The organism is Sinomonas cyclohexanicum (assembly GCF_020886775.1).
In the GTDB taxonomy this organism is placed as follows: Bacteria; Actinomycetota; Actinomycetes; order Actinomycetales; family Micrococcaceae; genus Sinomonas; species Sinomonas cyclohexanicum.
Genome location: NZ_AP024525.1, coordinates 1,512,268 through 1,527,644 on the forward strand (window position 1 = coordinate 1,512,268; position 15,377 = coordinate 1,527,644).

The following is a 15,377-nucleotide window of genomic DNA, read 5'->3' on the forward strand; positions in this document are numbered from 1 at the left end:
GTGTGTGGCGTTTGGTAACCATGGTAGCCAGCGAAACCCCTGACGTTACGCGACCGCGACCGGTTCCCGCACGATCGCCGAGAGCCGGGCGTGCTCCGCGAGGACCCGGCGGAGGAACTCCACCCGGTTCGCGTGCGACGTCAACCGGGCCGTGATGAGGGCGACCGCACGGTCCGGGGGGCCAGCGTACCCGCGCCGCCGGATGAACCCCTGCCACGCCTTCGCCGGCAGCGGCCGCGCTGCGGCAAGCTGGGGGATCAGGTCCAACAGCTCCGCCCGCTGGGTGGGTGTGGCGTAGTCGTTCACACTGTGCGCGACCCTCGCGACGACGAGGTCGGTGCACCCGGGCCGGTCCGTCCACCCGTACCCGTGGAGGAGGGCCACGTACTCCATGAGGCAGGCTTCGCCTTCGTGGGGCATGTGGCGGCCGCGCGCCAGGTTCGGCATCCCCGCAGGAACCACCGCGCTCACCGGTCGGCCCCGTCGTAGTAGACGGCCGTGACGGACCCGTCCGGCTGGGCCTCGGTCTCGAAGCGCGGGTCGGCGGCGGCGTGACCCACGGCCCGCTCATACTGGGCGGCAAGGCTCTTCGCCAGAACCTCCACGGGGATGCCCAAGGCCAGCACGTCGGCCGCAATCATGCCCCCAACCCTGAGGCGTCCTTCACAGCTCATGGTGTCTCCTTCTGTTCGTCGAGTCGTGCCGGTCCGTCCGGTACGAACACCACCCGCCCGTGCGCGTCTGTGCGCCCGGTCCGGTTGTACCTTGTTACGATCCCGGGCAGGTCGGGGTTGTTGAGGTCCTGGGGCTGGGTGATGCGTAGCGCGGTCGCGTTGTCGGGGAGTTCCCGGACGGCCCCGTCGTACACGCCGCCCTCGAACACCACCGCTACCACGGAGCCACCGCGTACCAGATCAGGGCCACACACCCGGCCACCGCCCAGATCACCACGGGGCGAGCACCACCGAGGAGAACACGGACGCGGCCACCCACCCGGCCCGCACGAACGCCCGCTCATAGTCACCGGGCGCCACGTCCCCGAGCTTGTCCCTGTCGCCGGGGAACGGGTCCACACCACCCGCCAGCAGGGTCGCGGTCGCGAGCTGGGCGCACTGCCACTGTCCGTCCGCCTCGTACGCGCGCCGCACCCACCCCGGGAACCGGAACCGCAACAGCCGCTCCACCCCGATCAGCGCATCATCGGCGAACGCGTACGGCTTCCCCACCTGCGCCACAGCGAAGTCCGCCGCCCGCTGCCCCGCCAGCCCCGACAGGGGGTACTGGGACCAGACAGCGGTGGGCCACTCCGACACCAGCCGGAACCTCACCCCGCCCGGCTCCGCTGACACGACCCTGCCGCCCCCGATCGCGCACACCATGTGGTACGAGTGGGATCCGGTCGCGGCGGCGATCAGCCACGGGACCGGGGCGCGGTGCGCCGGGATCACCGCCACCTGACCCGGCAACGGGTCACCCACGCCCGGCCGCCTTCGCCATCTGGGTCCGGGCCTTCTCGTGCTCCAACGCGAGCACCATGCCCGCCTCCGCCGCCGACACCGGGTCATCCACCACAGTGAGCTGATTGTCCTGCCGGGTCTCGGCGCTGAGGGACCAGTTCGTGGACCCCGTCACCAGCCACCGCCGGTCCACGATCATGACCTTCCTGTGCATGATCGCGGACTTCTCCGACGTGCCCACGGCGACCGTGTTCGACTCCAGCATCCCCAGCGTGTCCAGCATGCGCCGCTCCGTCGGCCCGGACGCCTGGGACTTGTCGAGGGTGACCTCGCACCGGATCCCCGGGTCGTTCAGCTTGCCCTCCACGACGGCACCGAGCTCGGTGTCGGTGAACCCGAACATCGCCACCACCAGCTCACGGGTGGCGGTGCCGGCGAGGGCGAGGAGCGCGGCGTGCACGTCATCGTAGGGTGCCCACAGGGTGCGCATGAACGCCGGGTGCCCGGGCGCTGGTGGCCCCCACGGCCCGGCACGGTACTGGTCAAGGTCCGTGATCTGCCCGATCATCCGTCCGCCTCGCTCATATGCCTTTCATCCTCCATGCCTTCTCGTTGTCGGGTTCCCGGTCGCACCGGCCGTGCCTGATGTGGTCGGTGACCATGGTCGCGACCGGGTGCCACCACCCGCACAGCGGGCACGTCCACCGGTCGGGCTGGGTTACTGGCGTGGTCCGCCTCCTCGTATCGGGGTGAACTTGACCGTCCCGGGGTGCGCGTCCGTCTTGCAGACCGTGCACGCGGGGGCCTCGTACTTGGTGAGGGCATGGTGGATCGCGGCCCGGCACCTCACACAGCACGGGTACGTGTCCCCACAGCACGTGTGGGTGGCGACCCACACGGCGGGGTGGGGGCAGTCCTGCTTCGCGTCGCAAGGGATGTCGGGGTCGAAGTCGAGCCCGTCAAGGAGGGCGGCCTCGTCCACGGGCGCCGGCGCCGCCACACTCACGACACACCGCCGCCGTCGTTGGCGGGGCCGAGGCTCACATACCAGCCACGCTCGGACACCACCTTGCACTCCCGGCACTGGATCAGCACCGCGGACGTGTTCACGGACTGCACCCACCGGCCGCACCTGACGTGCACGACACTGGGCCCGCACCAGGGGCACACGTACCTGACGAAGAGTTCGCCGCCGTCGGCGTGCCATGCGGTGTCTGTGGCGTGTTCCTCGTGCTCGCAGCGGCGGGCATCCTCCGCCCGGGTTAGCAGGTCCAAGTCCTCGGCCACGGCGGTCATTGTCCGGGCCTCTCGTCGGTGAGGATCGCCACGAAGTCCGTCAGGGTCATCGTCACCCACTGCGAACCGGCCGCCGCAACACCGTGCCGTTTGTGCACGATGATCGCGGCGTGCCCGTGGTCGTTGACCCGCTCCACCTCCGCCTCACCCGCCCATGCGGCCAGTGCGGGGCGGGCCGTGTCCTTGCACTCCACCACGATCCGCCGCCCGCCCCTCGTGCGCAGGTTCGCGATGTCGCCCTTGTCCGCCGCACCGGTCCGCACTCTGCGGTCGATCCGGTCATCCACATGCTCGGCGAGGTAGTCCGCCACCGCCCGCTCATGCCGGGCCCCGGCGGCCCTGCTAGACCGACGCGACCGTGTCACGACGCACCCACCATGGCCCGCGCCCTACGCCGGCCGCGACCCGGACCCTGCCCCCACGGCGCATGATCCCGACCATGCATGTCGTCATACCAGTACGGGTGACGGGCCCCCCACTCCTCAGCCTCCATGGCGGCCAGAGCCAGACCAGCCCTGCCCCCATACTGGCTATGCCCCGCATCCACCAGCACATGGAACCGGTACTCACGCACCATCCTCGACACCCGCGCAGGGTCCACCGGTGCTGGTCCGGTACGGGAACGGGCACGCTCCGCCCGCTGTGCGTTGATCAACCGCACCTCATCCACCAGGTCACCGAACACAACCCTGCGTGGTCTGGCCCGCCACTCGTACATACCGGGAATCCTTCCTGCTTATCACGATGTTACTGGGGAAAATGCGCCACGTTATGCGATTCCGTGTCCCGTGTTTGGTGGGATCTGCGTAGCGGATGGGTAAGCGCTTGCTAAGCGTCTCGTTTGGTCCGGGTGGCTGGTGGTGCCGACCCTCGGGCCCTGTTCGATTCTGGGTGGCATTCTGCCAGCGTGGCGGGGTGTTCTGGTGTGCCGTGTTGGTCGGGTCAGGCAGTGTCGTGGGCGGGTTCCTGTCCGGTGTGGAGCCATGCGGCGAGGCGGTGGTGTCCGTGGCGGGCGAGTTCCCGTTCGATGTGGCGGGGGTCCCGGCCCAGCCTGTGCCCGATTTCGTCGCGGGTGGCCCCGGTGGCGAGGAGGTGGTGGACGTCTTCGGCGAGGTCCGCGGCGGTGTGCCCGTACCGGGACACCCGCTCCACACCCTGCGGGCTCGCGTTGGGGTCGTCGATGGTGTCGTCGTCCCACGCGAGCGGCGGGGCCCAACCGTTGCGGGCGGCCCACCGGCGGGTGCGGGTCACCCCGGAGGCCAGGTGCGGGGTGGACGTGTCGGGCCGCTGGTCCCAGAGCCGCTGGTAGACGGCCTGCACGCGGCGGGCGGTGCGTTCGAGGATGGGCCGCCCGTACAGGACGTCCCGGAGGGTCTGCTCGTTGACGCCGGACTCGGCGGCGATCCGGTTGAGTCCCCACCCGATGGCGGTGAGGGCCCGGACCCGGCGCATGGCCCCGGTGGGGTCGATGCGCGCCCCGGGCGCATGCTGGTCGAGGGGGATGGCGAGGATCGCGTTCGCGGTGGCGGTCTTGATGGTGGCGGACTTCCCGGCGAGGAGGCGTTGCACGGTGCAGATTCGGACCCCGGCGAGCTGGGCGACGTGCCGGTACCCGATCCCGGCGGCGCGGAGGGCGTGGACGTGTTGGTGGGCTTCGGTGGCGTCGGTGAATCCGCTGTCCCAGCGGCCGTAGGCCTTGAGGCGGCGGCGGGTCTTTTCGTAGGTGTTGGCGGCGGTGGTGCAGGGTTCGCATCGGCATCCGTCGAGGGTGTAGGCGGTGCGGGTGCCGTGCTGGTGGCGGGCGACGGGGTGGGTGCAGTCGCGGCGCGTCCGGGGTCCCCGGCGTGTGGGGGCGCTCATGCCACGGCCTCCTGCTGCCGGTCCCAGTGGCGGCCGATGAGGGCCTGGGGGCGGCGGTTGCCGTCATCGTCGGGGGCGAGCCACTCCGACCGGCAGGGCGTGCACACGGGGGTCCGGTAGGGGCCGTGGTCCGGGCACCGCTGCGGGGGGCGTTCCCCGGCGGGTGCGGGGGCGGTGCCCTGGGTGTGCCAGTGGGGGCCGTCCTCGAAGATCCCGCCCGGTGTGGTGACGAGCCCGCCGACGGCAGCGTTGACGGCGGCGAGGGCGATGGCCGGGTAGGGGCGGGTGCCGTCGTTGCGGTTGCGGAGGGCCGCAGCGGTGGGGGCGGTGACCCAGTCGGGGCGGAGTTCGTGGAGGACGGCGGCGAGTGCTGCGATCTGCATGGCGGTCATCTTTTCGGCCATCGTGGCGTGCGCTCCTCGTGCGTAGCGTTTGGTGACGATTTGATTGATTGGTAATTCCAATCAATCTTCACTTGAAGTAGTCCAGCGGTAGGTGAGTATAGGTATTGGTAGTGGTAGTGGACCTATTTTTAGCTATCGAATCGCTATAGGTGCCGCTATGTAGCTAGCTATGTAGGCAGCTATGCGTCTGGTGGTGTGTCGGGGCAGAGCGGGCAGTCGGGTTTGATGATGCCGCGGGCGACGTGCCACCGGTCGTGGGAGCGTTGGATGCCTCCGCGGCGGCGGCGCTCGGTGTCTTCGGTCTGGGCCTGCATGACCTGTTCGCGGGTGCGCTGGTATTCGGGCCAGTTGCGGACCTGGTAGCCGCCGTCTGCGGTGTCCCAGTAGCGGGCCTTCACGAGTTCTTGGGCGCGTTTCTTACCCTGCGGCCATGAGGCGACGTACCAGTCGGGGACGTGCCCGTCGGTGAGGTTGTCGGCGGCGTAGGTCCCGCCCATGAGCCAGAGGCCCATGGCTGGGAGCCCGGCGGTGCGGGACTTGGTGTGGAGGTACATTTTGGAGTCGGCGTTGAGCCATGGCACGTGTCAGTCGCCCCCGTCCTGTGCGTGGCGTTGCCGGTGCCATTGGCGGTCGTGTCCTGCGGCGTGGCCGAGGTGGTAGTAGCCGCAGTGGTCGCATTTGTAGGGGCGGGTGTCTTCGGCGGGGTAGTGGGACGCGACCCGTTTGGCGGTGCCACGGTCGGGGAACATGCCCTTCCCTGTGGCCCGGCACGTCCCGACGGGCTTCGCCACACACCGCCCCGTCACAACAGGCCCCCAAGGTCGAGGACCCCCTGGGAGAGGCGCTTGGCGGCGATCTCGCAGTAGCGTTCCTCGAGCTCCACACCGATCGCACGCCGCCCGAGGGCCTTGGCCGCGACCAACGTGGACCCGGACCCAGCGAACGGATCGAGGATCACGCCAGGGGCGGCCTCCACCAGTCGGGACATGACGCTCAGCGGCTTCTCGGTCGGGTGTTTCCCACCCTGCGGCTTAGTGGCCTTCAGGACGTTAAAGAACCCACCATTCGGCAGCGGCACAGGCTGACCCTTAGTTAGGACGGCCACCCACTCGTGGTCATTTCGCCAGAAGGACCCCATCGCCCCGCCTCGCTCCTTGGACCAGACCACGCAGGAGCGGAGGGACCAGCCGACGGTCTCGAACGCGGTGACGAGGGCGGAGTACATCCGCCAATCGGTGAAGCTGTAGAGGTGCGCGCCCGTGTCGGCCACACGCATGAACTCCCGGCCGAGCTCGCGCATCCACCAGATGTAGGAGTCCGTGCCCATGTTGTCCGTGGGGAGCCAGTCAACATCCGCCCGCGCATCGTTTTTGCTCACGGTGTTCCGAGCGCCTGCCTGCTGGCGTCCGCCCGAGCAATATGGGGGGTCGGTGATGATCGACCCGACCGTGCCGATAGTGCCATCGCGGAGAAGGTCGAGCGCGTCCCCGTGGTACAGGGTCACGTGGTCGTCGGAGTAGTACAGGCTCACAGGGTGCCTGCCTGGGTGCGGCGTCGGCGGAGGGTTGCCTTGGCCTCGTCCGGGTGCGAGTCGATGAAGTCGATCGCGAAGTCCAGTGCGGCCGCGTCACGCCGCCACCAGTCCACCACCCCCACGGGTGCGTCAGGGTTGGCCCGGATGCGTCGCTCCACCCGGGCCCGGAGCTGTTCGAGGGTGTCGGCCTTCCGCCGCACCCCCTGCGTCAATGACCTCATCATGTCTCCCAGCATGCGCTTCAGTGTGTGGCGTTGGTAATAGACGGCACGGGACTAGGCCGTGGTGGCGTGGATGTCGACCTCCGCGACGACCCGCGCCCGGCGGGCCTTGAGCTTCGGCGTCGTGTACAGGTCGGCCCCGTCGATCACCGTCACGTCGTCCGGGTGGACAAGGCACTTGAGGAACCGGGTCGCCTCACGGTGGTAGTCACGGGCCTGCGCCGGGGACGGGGAGAAGTGCAGTCCGCCGCCGCACACGTCGGCCGGGTCCCAGTCCGAGCACTCGACGGTGCCGCCGACGGGGTAGTGGAATCCGCGCCCCGACTTGAGGTCGGCATCGACAGCCTTGTACACGACCAGGTGACCATCCTCCGTGGCCACCCCGTGGTAGTCGGCCCAGTCTTCGTGCCGGGTCAGGTCGAGTTTGGCGATGTCGATGACGGTGCCGCCGGTGACGGTGGCGCGGGCCGAGTGGAGGTGAATGGCGACATACTTGGACGCCTCGACGCGGCTGGAGTCCCACGCCTCGACGCGGCTGGAGCCCGTGGCCTCGACGCGGCTGGAGTCCCGCGCCTCGACGCGGCTGGAGCCCCGCGCCTCGACGCGGCTGGAGCCCGTGGCCACGACGCGGCTGGAGCCCGTGGCCACGACGCGGCTGGAGCCCGTGGCCACGACGCGGCTGGAGCCCGTGGCTTTGACATGGATCCAGACCCCGGCAGGGGAGTCGATGATGATCTCCGCATCGCCTCGGTTGAGGGCGTTGTCGAGTTCGGTCTGGGTGGTGACGGTGGTGGCCATGGTGGGTTTCCTTTGGGGTCAGTGGGTGGTGGCGTGGACGCGTCGCCGGGCGCCGTGGCGGCGGTTGACGTACCGGTCGAGGAGGGCCTGCGCGTCGGGGTGCCCGGCGAGGTATCCGGGGTCGATGGCGATGATGCCCATGCAGTCGGAGCACCAGGGGCCGTCTTCGGGGACCATGCGGTGGTTGTCGGTGCCGCAGCGGCGGCACCGCCATGACGGGTCGGCGCGGACGGTGCGGCCCCGTGCAACCGCCCCGGTCACGCCCCCGCCCCCGCGAGCGCGTCGGCGATCGCGTTGATCGCATCCTCTGGGGCGTTGGCCTCGAACGCGGCCGCAGACAGGGACTCCAGTGCGTCCCGGTTCCCGTCGGCCATGGCCACCTCGGCGGCCCAGTCGCGTTCCTTCGTGCCGAGGACGTCGCCGGTGGTGGTGCGGCGGGGCGGGAACTCGTCCTTCACGGTGACTTCACGGCGCTGGATGGATGCGTAGATGATCTCCAGTTGGGCGATGTCGGGTCCGGTCCACCGGTCGCGGGTGACCCCGAGTTTCGTTTCGAGCTGGTCCACGGTGACGCCGAGGGCGGCGAACGCCCCGGTCGCGTCGGTGACCTGCTGGGCGAGTGTCTTGCCGCCGTTGTTTCCGGCGAGGGTGGCGCGGCAGAGGTCTTCGGCTTCCTGCGTGAACCACATGGGCAGGACCGCGAAGATGCATTCGCGGACACGGCGTGCGCCCATGTTGGCGTTGTTCTCGTAGATGTCGCGCATATCGGTGATCGCCTCGGCGCCTCCCCTCTTGTCGCGGATGTGGGGGACGATGAACACGACGGCGTTGCGGGTGTTGGTCTGGACGTCCCACGCGAAGGCCTGCATCTCGGAGATGCCCTTGATCTCGTCGCGGCGGAGCTCGGTGACACCGTAGGTCACGTTGCCCCAGCATCGGGCGAGTTCGCGGGCGAGGTGCACGGTGGCGCCGGTGACGGTGGCACCGCCTCGGGGGAACCGGAAGAATGCCCGCTGGGCGAGGGCCCGCTGCGCGCACGATTCGCGCATCTGCTCCAATGCCTGGGCGGTCTTGCGGGGTGCCTGCTGGGCGACGATGACCATGGCCTGCACTTCGGCGACGGCGCGGGTCTGTTCGATGACGGTGCCTTGTGAGGCGACGGTCCCGGCGTTGACGGGTGCGGCCATGATCTCTGCGGGGGTGGTTGTGGCGTTACGCGGCATCGAGGATCTCCTGGTGTTCGTAGGTGGCGTAGGTGGGGAGGGTTACGGAGGTGATGCCTTCGTATCCGGGCCAGTGGCCCGTTTCGGTGCAGTGGGCGTAGAGGTCGACGGCGCGGTGCATGAGTTCGCGGCCCATGCGTGTGGCGTCGGGGTCGAGTTCGATGATGTTGACTTCGTAGGGTGCGGTTTTCTCTTGGACGATGAAGAGGAACCGGATGGCGTCGGGGTCGACTCCGAGGGCCACGGCGGCGGCGGTGTAGAAGGCCTGTTGCATGTGGTAGCGGTAGTCGGCTGCGGCGCGGCCGAACTTGTTGGGGGCGGCGGATGCGGCGGTCTTGTAGTCGGAGAGGAGGAGTAGCCCGGTGCCGGTGTAGTCCTTGAGCCAGTCGAACCTGGCGCGGAGGGGTGCCCCGGTGCGGGGGTCGGTGTAGAACACGGATTGTTCGGCTTTGCCGTCGGAGAGGAGGGCGGTGGCGAGTTCGTGTTGGCGGAGTTTGGTGTTCATGGCGCGGATCTCCATCATGTCCTTTTCGAGGATGGGGATCTGGCCGTTCTCGCGTGCGGCTTTGGCGGCTGCTTTGTAGTCGTTGGTGCGGCGGTCGGGGAAGTCGAGGACGGCGACGTCGTTCTCGTGGCCTTCGAGGGTGAGGCGGTGGGCGATGGTGCCGACGTCGAGGGCGTCGGTGCGGGGTTGGGGGTGGTCCATGGCCCAGCGGTAGTGGGCTGGGGTGGATGGGGGGAGGATGAGTTTCGCGCCGGATGCGGAGAGGGACGGGTCGGCGTGGTACTCGTTGTTGGGCAGGTCGGGGACGAGGCGTGCTGTGCGTGGCATTGGTTATGCCACCGCCTTGGTGGTCTGTGCCCCGCCAGCTTCGTGGATGGCGCGGGCGGCGACCCACAGGTCTTTGAGGATTTCCTTGCCGACGATGCGGAGGGCGTCGGCGTGGCGGTGGGAGTCCTTCCACGGGGACCCCGCAGGGGCGGGGTGCCCGGACGGTCCGCACCGGACGCACGCCTCGGCATGGACCCTGCCCTGGTTTGCTTCCTTGCGGGCGTAGTACACGTCGGCGTAGTGGCCCTGTGCCTTCAGGCAGGCTTCGGAGATGAGGTAGAGGCGCTTCTTCGCGGTGGGGTTGCCGAGGGCGAGGGCGTCGGCCTGTGTCATGCCCTTGCGCTTCTTGAGGGCGGCGTTTCCGTGGCCGCAGTAGGCCCAGAGTTGGGAGACGGTGCGGGGCGTGGTGCCGGTGACGGTCATGTTGCCGTCGGTGTCTTCGGTGTAGATGTCGCGCATGTAGGGGTCGCCGATGGAGGCGAGGAGGCGGGCCATGGTTTTGTCGCCGATGCCTTTCTGGGCTTTGGCCCATGCGCCGAGGGGGTGGTTGCGCATGGTGCGTCCGAGGTTGAGGACGGCGGTGTGTTCGATGGTTTTGAGGGCGTCGACGATGCTTTGGAGGCGTGCGACGTCGGGGTCGGTGGGGTCGAGGCCTGCGCCGTGGTCTTCGATGGGGAGGGTGAGGGTGCGGAGGCGGTTTTCGTTGGCGATGCGGGTGCGTTCGATGTCGTCGAGGGAGTCGGCGTTCATCTGGAGTGTGGGGTCGAACAGTGTGGTGGCCATTGCGGGTTCCTTTCGTGGGTCCCTGCCCGGCGGCGCCGCCTTGGGTTCCGCTTGCTAGGTGGCCGGGCGGTGGTCTGGTCCCCGCCGGCGAGACCACCGTGGGTTTCGAGCGGCCGTTGGCTGGCGGGGTGGTTTGGTGCCGGGGCGGGAGCTGGATGGGTATCGAGCAACCGCTGGCCCCGGCTGGTCTGTCAGCCCTTGAGGGCCGTGTCGAGGACGTCCGGGGGAAGGTCGCGGACGGTCGCGGTGCCCCGGTTCGCCATCTCCTTCTCGACGCGGCGGAACTTCGCGGCCATCGCGGCATTGCGGGAGGCCATCACGTCTCGGGCATCGGCGGCGGTCAGCAGGTCGTCCCGGGTCAGGTCACCGAATCGCTTCCTCACATCGCCCACCTGGATGATCTGGCGGAGGCGTTCGAGGTGCTTGGCGTTGATCGCGGCGAACTTGCCGGAGCGGACGGGCTTCTGCTTGGCCCCCCGACCGGCGATCCCGTCATGGGTAACGGAGGTCCGGTGGCCGGTCGGGGAAGTCTCATCGTCGTCATCGCTGGCATGCATCGCGGCCGCAGCCGAGATCTGCATCGCGGCGCGGACCCGTTCGCGGAGGGCAGCCCGGTAGAAGTCACGCAGGCACTCGTCCGGGGTGCGGGCGGCGACCTCGTCCGCGACCTCGTCCGGGGTGACGAGGTCCGTGTCGGTGAGGACGGTGCGGATCAGTGCGGAGAGCGTCAAGGGCTCTGCGGGCTCGGGGATGGCTAGTGCGGTCATTGTGGTTCTCCTTCGATAGGGTCCAGCGGGGCGTTGCTGTTGTGGGGTTCGGGTCGACGCTGGCCCCGGCTGGAAGATTGGCCCCCGCCAGCGCACTGTGGGTGGGTTTCGGCCGCTTTTTGGCTGGCGGGGAAGTTTGGTCCTGCCCGACGTGTCGTTACTGGGGCGTCGAGCCGATTCTGGTCGGGCAGGAAGACTGTCAGGACGCGATCCGGTGCGCCGCGTTTGGTACCGCAACGCTGGTCGGGTAGTTCCACGTCATGGCGTCGATCTCCGCGGTGATGAGTTCGCGGAACCGGCCGAGCTGTGCGGCCTTCTCGCTGGGGGAGTCGGCGACGGTGTCCCATGACGCGGCCCGGTAGGTGCGGAACTCGGCGATGGACTGGGCGAGGCCCCAGAACTCGGTGTGGGTGATGTCGTCCCAGAGGCGGACGGCGAGCTGCCGGCGGGTCTGGTCGACGAGGCGCTCCACCTCAAGCCCTGGCCGGTCGTCGTGGTTGGCGATGATGCGTGCGGCCTTGGACGCGTAGGCGTGGATGATGCGCTGGGCGCGGGCCCTGTCTGGGCGCGCGAGGGTACGATGGTTGTGCACTGGTAGCTCCTCGTGTTGTTGGTTGCGGCTGGTGTTGAGGGCCCTCGTGGTTGCCGCCGTGGGGGCCCTCCCAACCACATATCTAGGGTAACGCTGAATGACCCTAGGTGTCTAGTGGTTGCGGGTCGTGTTCCGTGACCGGGACGTGGCGCCCATCGGCTGACGCTCCCGCCGCGCCGCCCCGCCCGTCGCCGGCCGGGTCTGCGCCGAAGTGATCCACTCCCGCACATGCTCCTCAGTGAGCATCCACTTCCCACGGGCCAACACCACATGCGCGAGGCTCCCCTCACGGATCGCCTGCCGCAGCCGTGCCCCCGTGATCACGGGTTCCCCGCCGAGCCCTGCCGCCGCCTTGTTCAACTGCTCGGCGGCCTGCTCCGGGGTCATGAGGATGGGCAGGTCCACTAGTCCACGACCTCCACAGTGGCGAGGCCGAGGACGGTGAGGTCGTCGTCGCCGCCCACGGTGGGGACGGGCCCGGTGGGGAGGGGATGGTCCTCGATGGCGGTGTGGTAGGCGAGTGCCTCGTGTGCGTGTTCGAGGAACACGGTCCGCTTGTTGGGTGTTGCCAGGTGTCGCGCCATGGTGGGGCCCCCGTTTCTGTTGCTGTGCACCGTTTCCCCGTTTGTTGGCGCGGCGGTGTTCCGCGTTTCCGGCCACTGTGTGTGGCGTTGTGTGCCCATAGTGCACCCGAACCGGCACCGGTGCAAGGCATGACGGGCAAGTACATCGAATGGATTTACGTCGTTGACTTACCAAATACCAGCGGGTAACGTTGTGCTTGCTGGGGAAACGCCCACCGGACTCTCGTCATAGTCGCCACGGACACGCATCACTTAACATGTGTTCCTGTCACTCACACCCGAAAACCGGGAGCAACCATCCCAACAAATGGAGGAACCCACGATGGACTCTTCACACGACAATGACCGCCGCCCCGACCCGGCACAGCCCGACCTCGCGGACCTCATCAAGATGCGCAAGGGCACCAGATCATACCCGAGGCTATCCAGAGACGCCGGCGGCTACCCCACCGGGAACCGCTTCCAACAGCTCGCGACGAAACCCGACTGGGCGAAGTTCCCCGACCCTGACACGCTCCGGGGCCTCGCCCGGGCACTGTCCCTGCCCATGTCGGAGATCGTCATGGCCGCGGCCCGCACCGTGGGGCTGCCCGTCCCGCCGAGGGACCCCACCGTCCTCATGATCGCCGGGGCCGGGGACCTGCCGCCCGAGGCGAAGGACATGCTCCTGACCCTGGCCCGTGACCTGATCCGCTCCTACGGTGCGGCGTCCGGGGGGCACACGGCCCGCGGGATGGACACGGTGGGTGACGAGTCTCCCCCGGCGGTCCGGGTCAGTTAGCGACAGGCCTTCCGGTCGTTACCTTTGAAGGATGGATGAGTACATAGGGTATGCGGGGGTGTCCGCCGCTACGGGGATCAGTGTGGGAGCGCTCCGTAAGCGGCGGCACCTCCGTGGCATGCCGCCCGTGGATCTGGTGATCCACCGTTCACCGTACTGGCTGGTCGGGGGACCAATCGAGGCGTGGATCGTGGACAACCGGAAGGACGGGCCGGAGTGAGCATCGTCGAGTTCCTGCTGGCCCGCATCGCCGAAGACGAGGCGTTGGCGAAGCTGTACGCCGAGCACCACGACCCGCTGTTCATCGACGATGACGGTCGGACGGAGTGGCTGGACGGCCTATGGGATGACGGGACATTTTATCTGCCGAACCGGCACACGACGTGGGACCGGCTGTACGACCCGGCGCGTGTCCTCGCGGAGTGCGCAGCCAAGCGGTGGGTGCTGGACACGCTGCGGAGCTACGAGCCCGACACGGAATGGCGCACCGAGCCGGACATGGGCAAGCGCGGCAACAACGCTGCCGGCGCCGTCCGCCAGCTCGCGGCCGTGTACGCGGAGCACGAGGACTACCGGGAGGAGTGGGCACTGTGAGTGTTGACCTGTTCGAGGCGCCCCTGGCCGGGGCCGTGGCTGTCCCGGCGTGTGAGGCGGCCGGGCACGGGGAAGACCCCACCCGCCACGACACGGGCCCCGCCCGCTGGTACGTCCGCAACCTGCACCCCTGCTGGGGCCGCGCCGGTGACCTGATCGCCGTGTGCCAGTCCACCGCCGTGTGGATGCGTGAGCACAGGGAGGATGTTGGCCGGTGCCCCGTGTGCGGTGAGGTCCGTGCACTGGAGGACTGGGCGTACGTGGCGAAGGGGATCACCGAATGAGTGTCACCTACCGCAGTGATGTCACGGTGGAACTCGTCGACCACATGGGAGACCTCCAGAGGATCGCGGCCGCCGCCCGCGTGTCCACCGGGACCACCGGGACGGACACCGAGAATGCGGGCCTGATCCGCTACCTCTACAACAACCGCCACGCGTCCCCGTTCGAGCACGTCGTCTTCACGTTCCGGGTTGAGGCGCCCATCTTCGTCACGCGGGAGATGCTGCGCCACCGGGTCGGCAGCTTCAACGAGGAGTCGGGCCGGTACTCGATCCTCAAGCCCGTCTTCTACATGCCCGCCGCTGACAGGCCGCTGGTCCAGGTGGGCAAGGTAGGTCACTACGAGTTCGAGCCGGGAACGGCGGAGCACCGTGCCGTGGTCGAGGCCGGACATCACCGCGCCTACAGTGCGGCGTGGGCGTCCTACGAGCGCATGATCGAGGCGGGCATCGCGCGCGAGGTAGCACGCAACGTGCTCCCGGTGGGGATCTACAGTTCGCTCTACTGGACGGTCAACCTGCGGTCGCTGCTGAACTTCCTTAGCTTGCGGGTGGACTGGGGCGACGAGGCCGCGAACCGGTCACACCCGACCCACGAGATTCAAGAGGTGGCCCGCCGCGCCTTCGAGCTGGCCCTGGTTGGGCGTCTCTGTCAGGTTGGCGAGTTGTTCCGTGACAACGGTTACAGGCCGCTGTGATGGCTGGCACGGAGGATCACCGAATGAGCACCGAACGCGACGAACTCGCCGCCGAACTCTGGAAGCACCACTATGAGCACTTCACGATGGCCCATGATGGCCGCGAGTCCTCCTACTGCCAGTGCGGTGCGCCCGTCTACCCAAACAAGTCGCTGGTCCAGCACCAGGCCGAGGTGGCCATCGCGCACCGGAAGCCCCGCACGGTCACGACGGCCGCCGAGCTCGACGCCCTGCCCGTCCGCTCCGTCGTGCTGGACGCCGGTCAGGATGTCTGGCAGTGCTACGTCAGGCGCGAACGTCCAGATGGAACCCTGCGGACCTACTGGGAGTGCGGCGAGGACGTGGAGGGGTCGGATGACTTCACCTTCCCCGCGACCGTCCTGCACGAGCCGACGCCATGACCGACGACGAGGCCACAGACGAGATGATCGACGCTGCGCGTGCGTCCGGGAAGCTGGCCGGGGTGTACTCGTGGATCGACGACCACGACATCCTCCACTCCCCGGACTGCCGGGACGGGAAGCACCGGTCCTGCACGGGCGCGGGCTGGGACCTCACCGAGGATATCGGCACGGACTGCCCCTGCACATGCCACACGCGTAGCGAGGGCGGTTCCGCCCGCTAGGCTTATGGGAGTGGCGGGGGATTGAGTTAGCTCCTCCTCCCCCCGCC

The 15,377-nt window shown here is 68.7% G+C and carries 29 protein-coding genes; 7 read left to right on the forward strand and 22 right to left on the reverse strand.

All coding sequences use genetic code 11. The annotated features are described in order from the left end of the window. Positions 1–45: 45 nt before the first annotated feature. The 22 genes from SCMU_RS07155 to SCMU_RS07260 form a co-directional block, all read right to left on the reverse strand. Positions 46–393: a hypothetical protein gene (locus tag SCMU_RS07155; RefSeq protein ID WP_229232326.1), complete on the reverse strand. Its 348-nt coding sequence runs from the start codon at positions 391–393 to the stop codon at positions 46–48. 74 nt (positions 394–467) lie between these two features. After that, positions 468–674 (reverse strand): FXYD domain-containing ion transport regulator, encoded by a 207-nt coding sequence (locus SCMU_RS07160; RefSeq protein ID WP_229232327.1) that lies wholly within the window; start codon positions 672–674, stop codon positions 468–470. Next, positions 671–895: a hypothetical protein gene (locus tag SCMU_RS07165; RefSeq protein WP_229232328.1), complete on the reverse strand. Its 225-nt coding sequence runs from the start codon at positions 893–895 to the stop codon at positions 671–673. The genes SCMU_RS07160 and SCMU_RS07165 overlap by 4 nt, the downstream gene beginning before the upstream one ends. 49 nt (positions 896–944) lie before the next feature. Then, a complete protein-coding gene (locus SCMU_RS07170; RefSeq protein ID WP_229232329.1) occupies positions 945–1,478 on the reverse strand; it encodes a hypothetical protein in 534 nt (177 codons plus the stop codon). Then, entirely contained in the window at positions 1,471–2,025 is a 555-nt protein-coding gene (locus SCMU_RS07175) for a phospholipase D-like domain-containing protein (protein ID WP_229232330.1), read from the reverse strand. Before SCMU_RS07175 ends, SCMU_RS07170 begins: the two co-directional genes overlap by 8 nt. A 150-nt stretch (positions 2,026–2,175) precedes the next feature. Beyond that, on the reverse strand, positions 2,176–2,463 hold the full coding sequence (locus tag SCMU_RS07180) for a hypothetical protein (protein WP_229232331.1): 288 nt from the start codon (positions 2,461–2,463) through the stop codon (positions 2,176–2,178). Continuing rightward, entirely contained in the window at positions 2,460–2,744 is a 285-nt protein-coding gene (locus SCMU_RS07185; protein WP_229232332.1) for a hypothetical protein, read from the reverse strand. Before SCMU_RS07185 ends, SCMU_RS07180 begins: the two co-directional genes overlap by 4 nt. Positions 2,745–2,749: 5 nt before the next feature. Further along, positions 2,750–3,064, reverse strand: a complete 315-nt coding sequence (locus SCMU_RS07190) for a hypothetical protein (protein WP_229232333.1) — start codon at positions 3,062–3,064, stop codon at positions 2,750–2,752. Between the two features lie 631 nt (positions 3,065–3,695). After that, positions 3,696–4,613 carry a hypothetical protein gene (locus SCMU_RS07195; RefSeq protein WP_229232334.1) on the reverse strand — a complete coding sequence of 306 codons (918 nt, stop codon included), beginning with the start codon at positions 4,611–4,613 and terminating at the stop codon, positions 3,696–3,698. Continuing rightward, on the reverse strand, positions 4,610–4,996 hold the full coding sequence (locus tag SCMU_RS07200; protein WP_229232335.1) for a hypothetical protein: 387 nt from the start codon (positions 4,994–4,996) through the stop codon (positions 4,610–4,612). Before SCMU_RS07200 ends, SCMU_RS07195 begins: the two co-directional genes overlap by 4 nt. Before the next feature lie 200 nt (positions 4,997–5,196). Next, on the reverse strand, positions 5,197–5,571 hold the full coding sequence (locus SCMU_RS07205) for a hypothetical protein (protein WP_229232336.1): 375 nt from the start codon (positions 5,569–5,571) through the stop codon (positions 5,197–5,199). 248 nt (positions 5,572–5,819) lie between these two features. Continuing rightward, positions 5,820–6,548, reverse strand: coding sequence for a DNA-methyltransferase (locus SCMU_RS07210; protein ID WP_229232337.1), 729 nt, complete (start codon positions 6,546–6,548; stop codon positions 5,820–5,822). After that, a complete protein-coding gene (locus SCMU_RS07215) occupies positions 6,545–6,775 on the reverse strand; it encodes a hypothetical protein (RefSeq protein WP_229232338.1) in 231 nt (76 codons plus the stop codon). Before SCMU_RS07215 ends, SCMU_RS07210 begins: the two co-directional genes overlap by 4 nt. 51 nt (positions 6,776–6,826) lie before the next feature. Then, positions 6,827–7,570 (reverse strand): DUF7666 domain-containing protein, encoded by a 744-nt coding sequence (locus SCMU_RS07220; RefSeq protein WP_229232339.1) that lies wholly within the window; start codon positions 7,568–7,570, stop codon positions 6,827–6,829. An 18-nt stretch (positions 7,571–7,588) separates the two neighbouring features. Then, positions 7,589–7,747, reverse strand: a complete 159-nt coding sequence (locus SCMU_RS07225) for a hypothetical protein (RefSeq protein ID WP_229232340.1) — start codon at positions 7,745–7,747, stop codon at positions 7,589–7,591. Between the two features lie 80 nt (positions 7,748–7,827). Continuing rightward, complete coding sequence (locus tag SCMU_RS07230; protein ID WP_229232341.1) at positions 7,828–8,793, reverse strand: hypothetical protein; 966 nt, start codon at positions 8,791–8,793, stop codon at positions 7,828–7,830. Further along, positions 8,783–9,625: a PD-(D/E)XK nuclease-like domain-containing protein gene (locus SCMU_RS07235; RefSeq protein WP_229232342.1), complete on the reverse strand. Its 843-nt coding sequence runs from the start codon at positions 9,623–9,625 to the stop codon at positions 8,783–8,785. Before SCMU_RS07235 ends, SCMU_RS07230 begins: the two co-directional genes overlap by 11 nt. A 3-nt stretch (positions 9,626–9,628) precedes the next feature. Next, the gene (tas, locus tag SCMU_RS07240) at positions 9,629–10,408 is read right to left on the reverse strand and encodes a TIGR-Tas system RNA-guided endonuclease (protein ID WP_229232343.1); all 780 of its coding nucleotides are present in this window, start codon (positions 10,406–10,408) and stop codon (positions 9,629–9,631) included. A 191-nt stretch (positions 10,409–10,599) separates the two neighbouring features. After that, entirely contained in the window at positions 10,600–11,175 is a 576-nt protein-coding gene (locus SCMU_RS07245) for a hypothetical protein (RefSeq protein WP_229232344.1), read from the reverse strand. Positions 11,176–11,374: 199 nt separating this feature from the next. Next, positions 11,375–11,767: a hypothetical protein gene (locus SCMU_RS07250; RefSeq protein ID WP_229232345.1), complete on the reverse strand. Its 393-nt coding sequence runs from the start codon at positions 11,765–11,767 to the stop codon at positions 11,375–11,377. Between the two features lie 111 nt (positions 11,768–11,878). After that, entirely contained in the window at positions 11,879–12,172 is a 294-nt protein-coding gene (locus tag SCMU_RS07255) for a hypothetical protein (RefSeq protein WP_229232346.1), read from the reverse strand. After that, positions 12,172–12,351, reverse strand: a complete 180-nt coding sequence (locus SCMU_RS07260) for a hypothetical protein (RefSeq protein ID WP_229232347.1) — start codon at positions 12,349–12,351, stop codon at positions 12,172–12,174. The genes SCMU_RS07255 and SCMU_RS07260 overlap by 1 nt, the downstream gene beginning before the upstream one ends. Positions 12,352–12,673: 322 nt before the next feature. Between SCMU_RS07260 and SCMU_RS07265 the strand changes: the two genes are divergently transcribed. Genes SCMU_RS07265 through SCMU_RS07295 form a run of 7 tightly spaced genes read left to right on the forward strand, consistent with a single transcriptional unit; the run spans position 12,674 to position 15,330 of the window. Then, positions 12,674–13,132: a hypothetical protein gene (locus SCMU_RS07265; RefSeq protein WP_229232348.1), complete on the forward strand. Its 459-nt coding sequence runs from the start codon at positions 12,674–12,676 to the stop codon at positions 13,130–13,132. 31 nt (positions 13,133–13,163) lie between these two features. Continuing rightward, positions 13,164–13,352, forward strand: coding sequence for a hypothetical protein (locus tag SCMU_RS07270; protein WP_229232349.1), 189 nt, complete (start codon positions 13,164–13,166; stop codon positions 13,350–13,352). Continuing rightward, entirely contained in the window at positions 13,349–13,726 is a 378-nt protein-coding gene (locus tag SCMU_RS07275) for a DUF6221 family protein (protein ID WP_229232350.1), read from the forward strand. The genes SCMU_RS07270 and SCMU_RS07275 overlap by 4 nt, the downstream gene beginning before the upstream one ends. Beyond that, complete coding sequence (locus SCMU_RS07280; protein WP_229232351.1) at positions 13,723–14,010, forward strand: hypothetical protein; 288 nt, start codon at positions 13,723–13,725, stop codon at positions 14,008–14,010. The genes SCMU_RS07275 and SCMU_RS07280 overlap by 4 nt, the downstream gene beginning before the upstream one ends. Further along, complete coding sequence (gene thyX / locus SCMU_RS07285; protein WP_229232352.1) at positions 14,007–14,705, forward strand: FAD-dependent thymidylate synthase; 699 nt, start codon at positions 14,007–14,009, stop codon at positions 14,703–14,705. The genes SCMU_RS07280 and thyX overlap by 4 nt, the downstream gene beginning before the upstream one ends. A gap of 23 nt (positions 14,706–14,728) precedes the next feature. Then, complete coding sequence (locus tag SCMU_RS07290) at positions 14,729–15,106, forward strand: hypothetical protein (RefSeq protein WP_229232353.1); 378 nt, start codon at positions 14,729–14,731, stop codon at positions 15,104–15,106. Next, positions 15,103–15,330 carry a hypothetical protein gene (locus SCMU_RS07295; protein ID WP_229232354.1) on the forward strand — a complete coding sequence of 76 codons (228 nt, stop codon included), beginning with the start codon at positions 15,103–15,105 and terminating at the stop codon, positions 15,328–15,330. Before SCMU_RS07290 ends, SCMU_RS07295 begins: the two co-directional genes overlap by 4 nt. Positions 15,331–15,377: the final 47 nt, after the last annotated feature.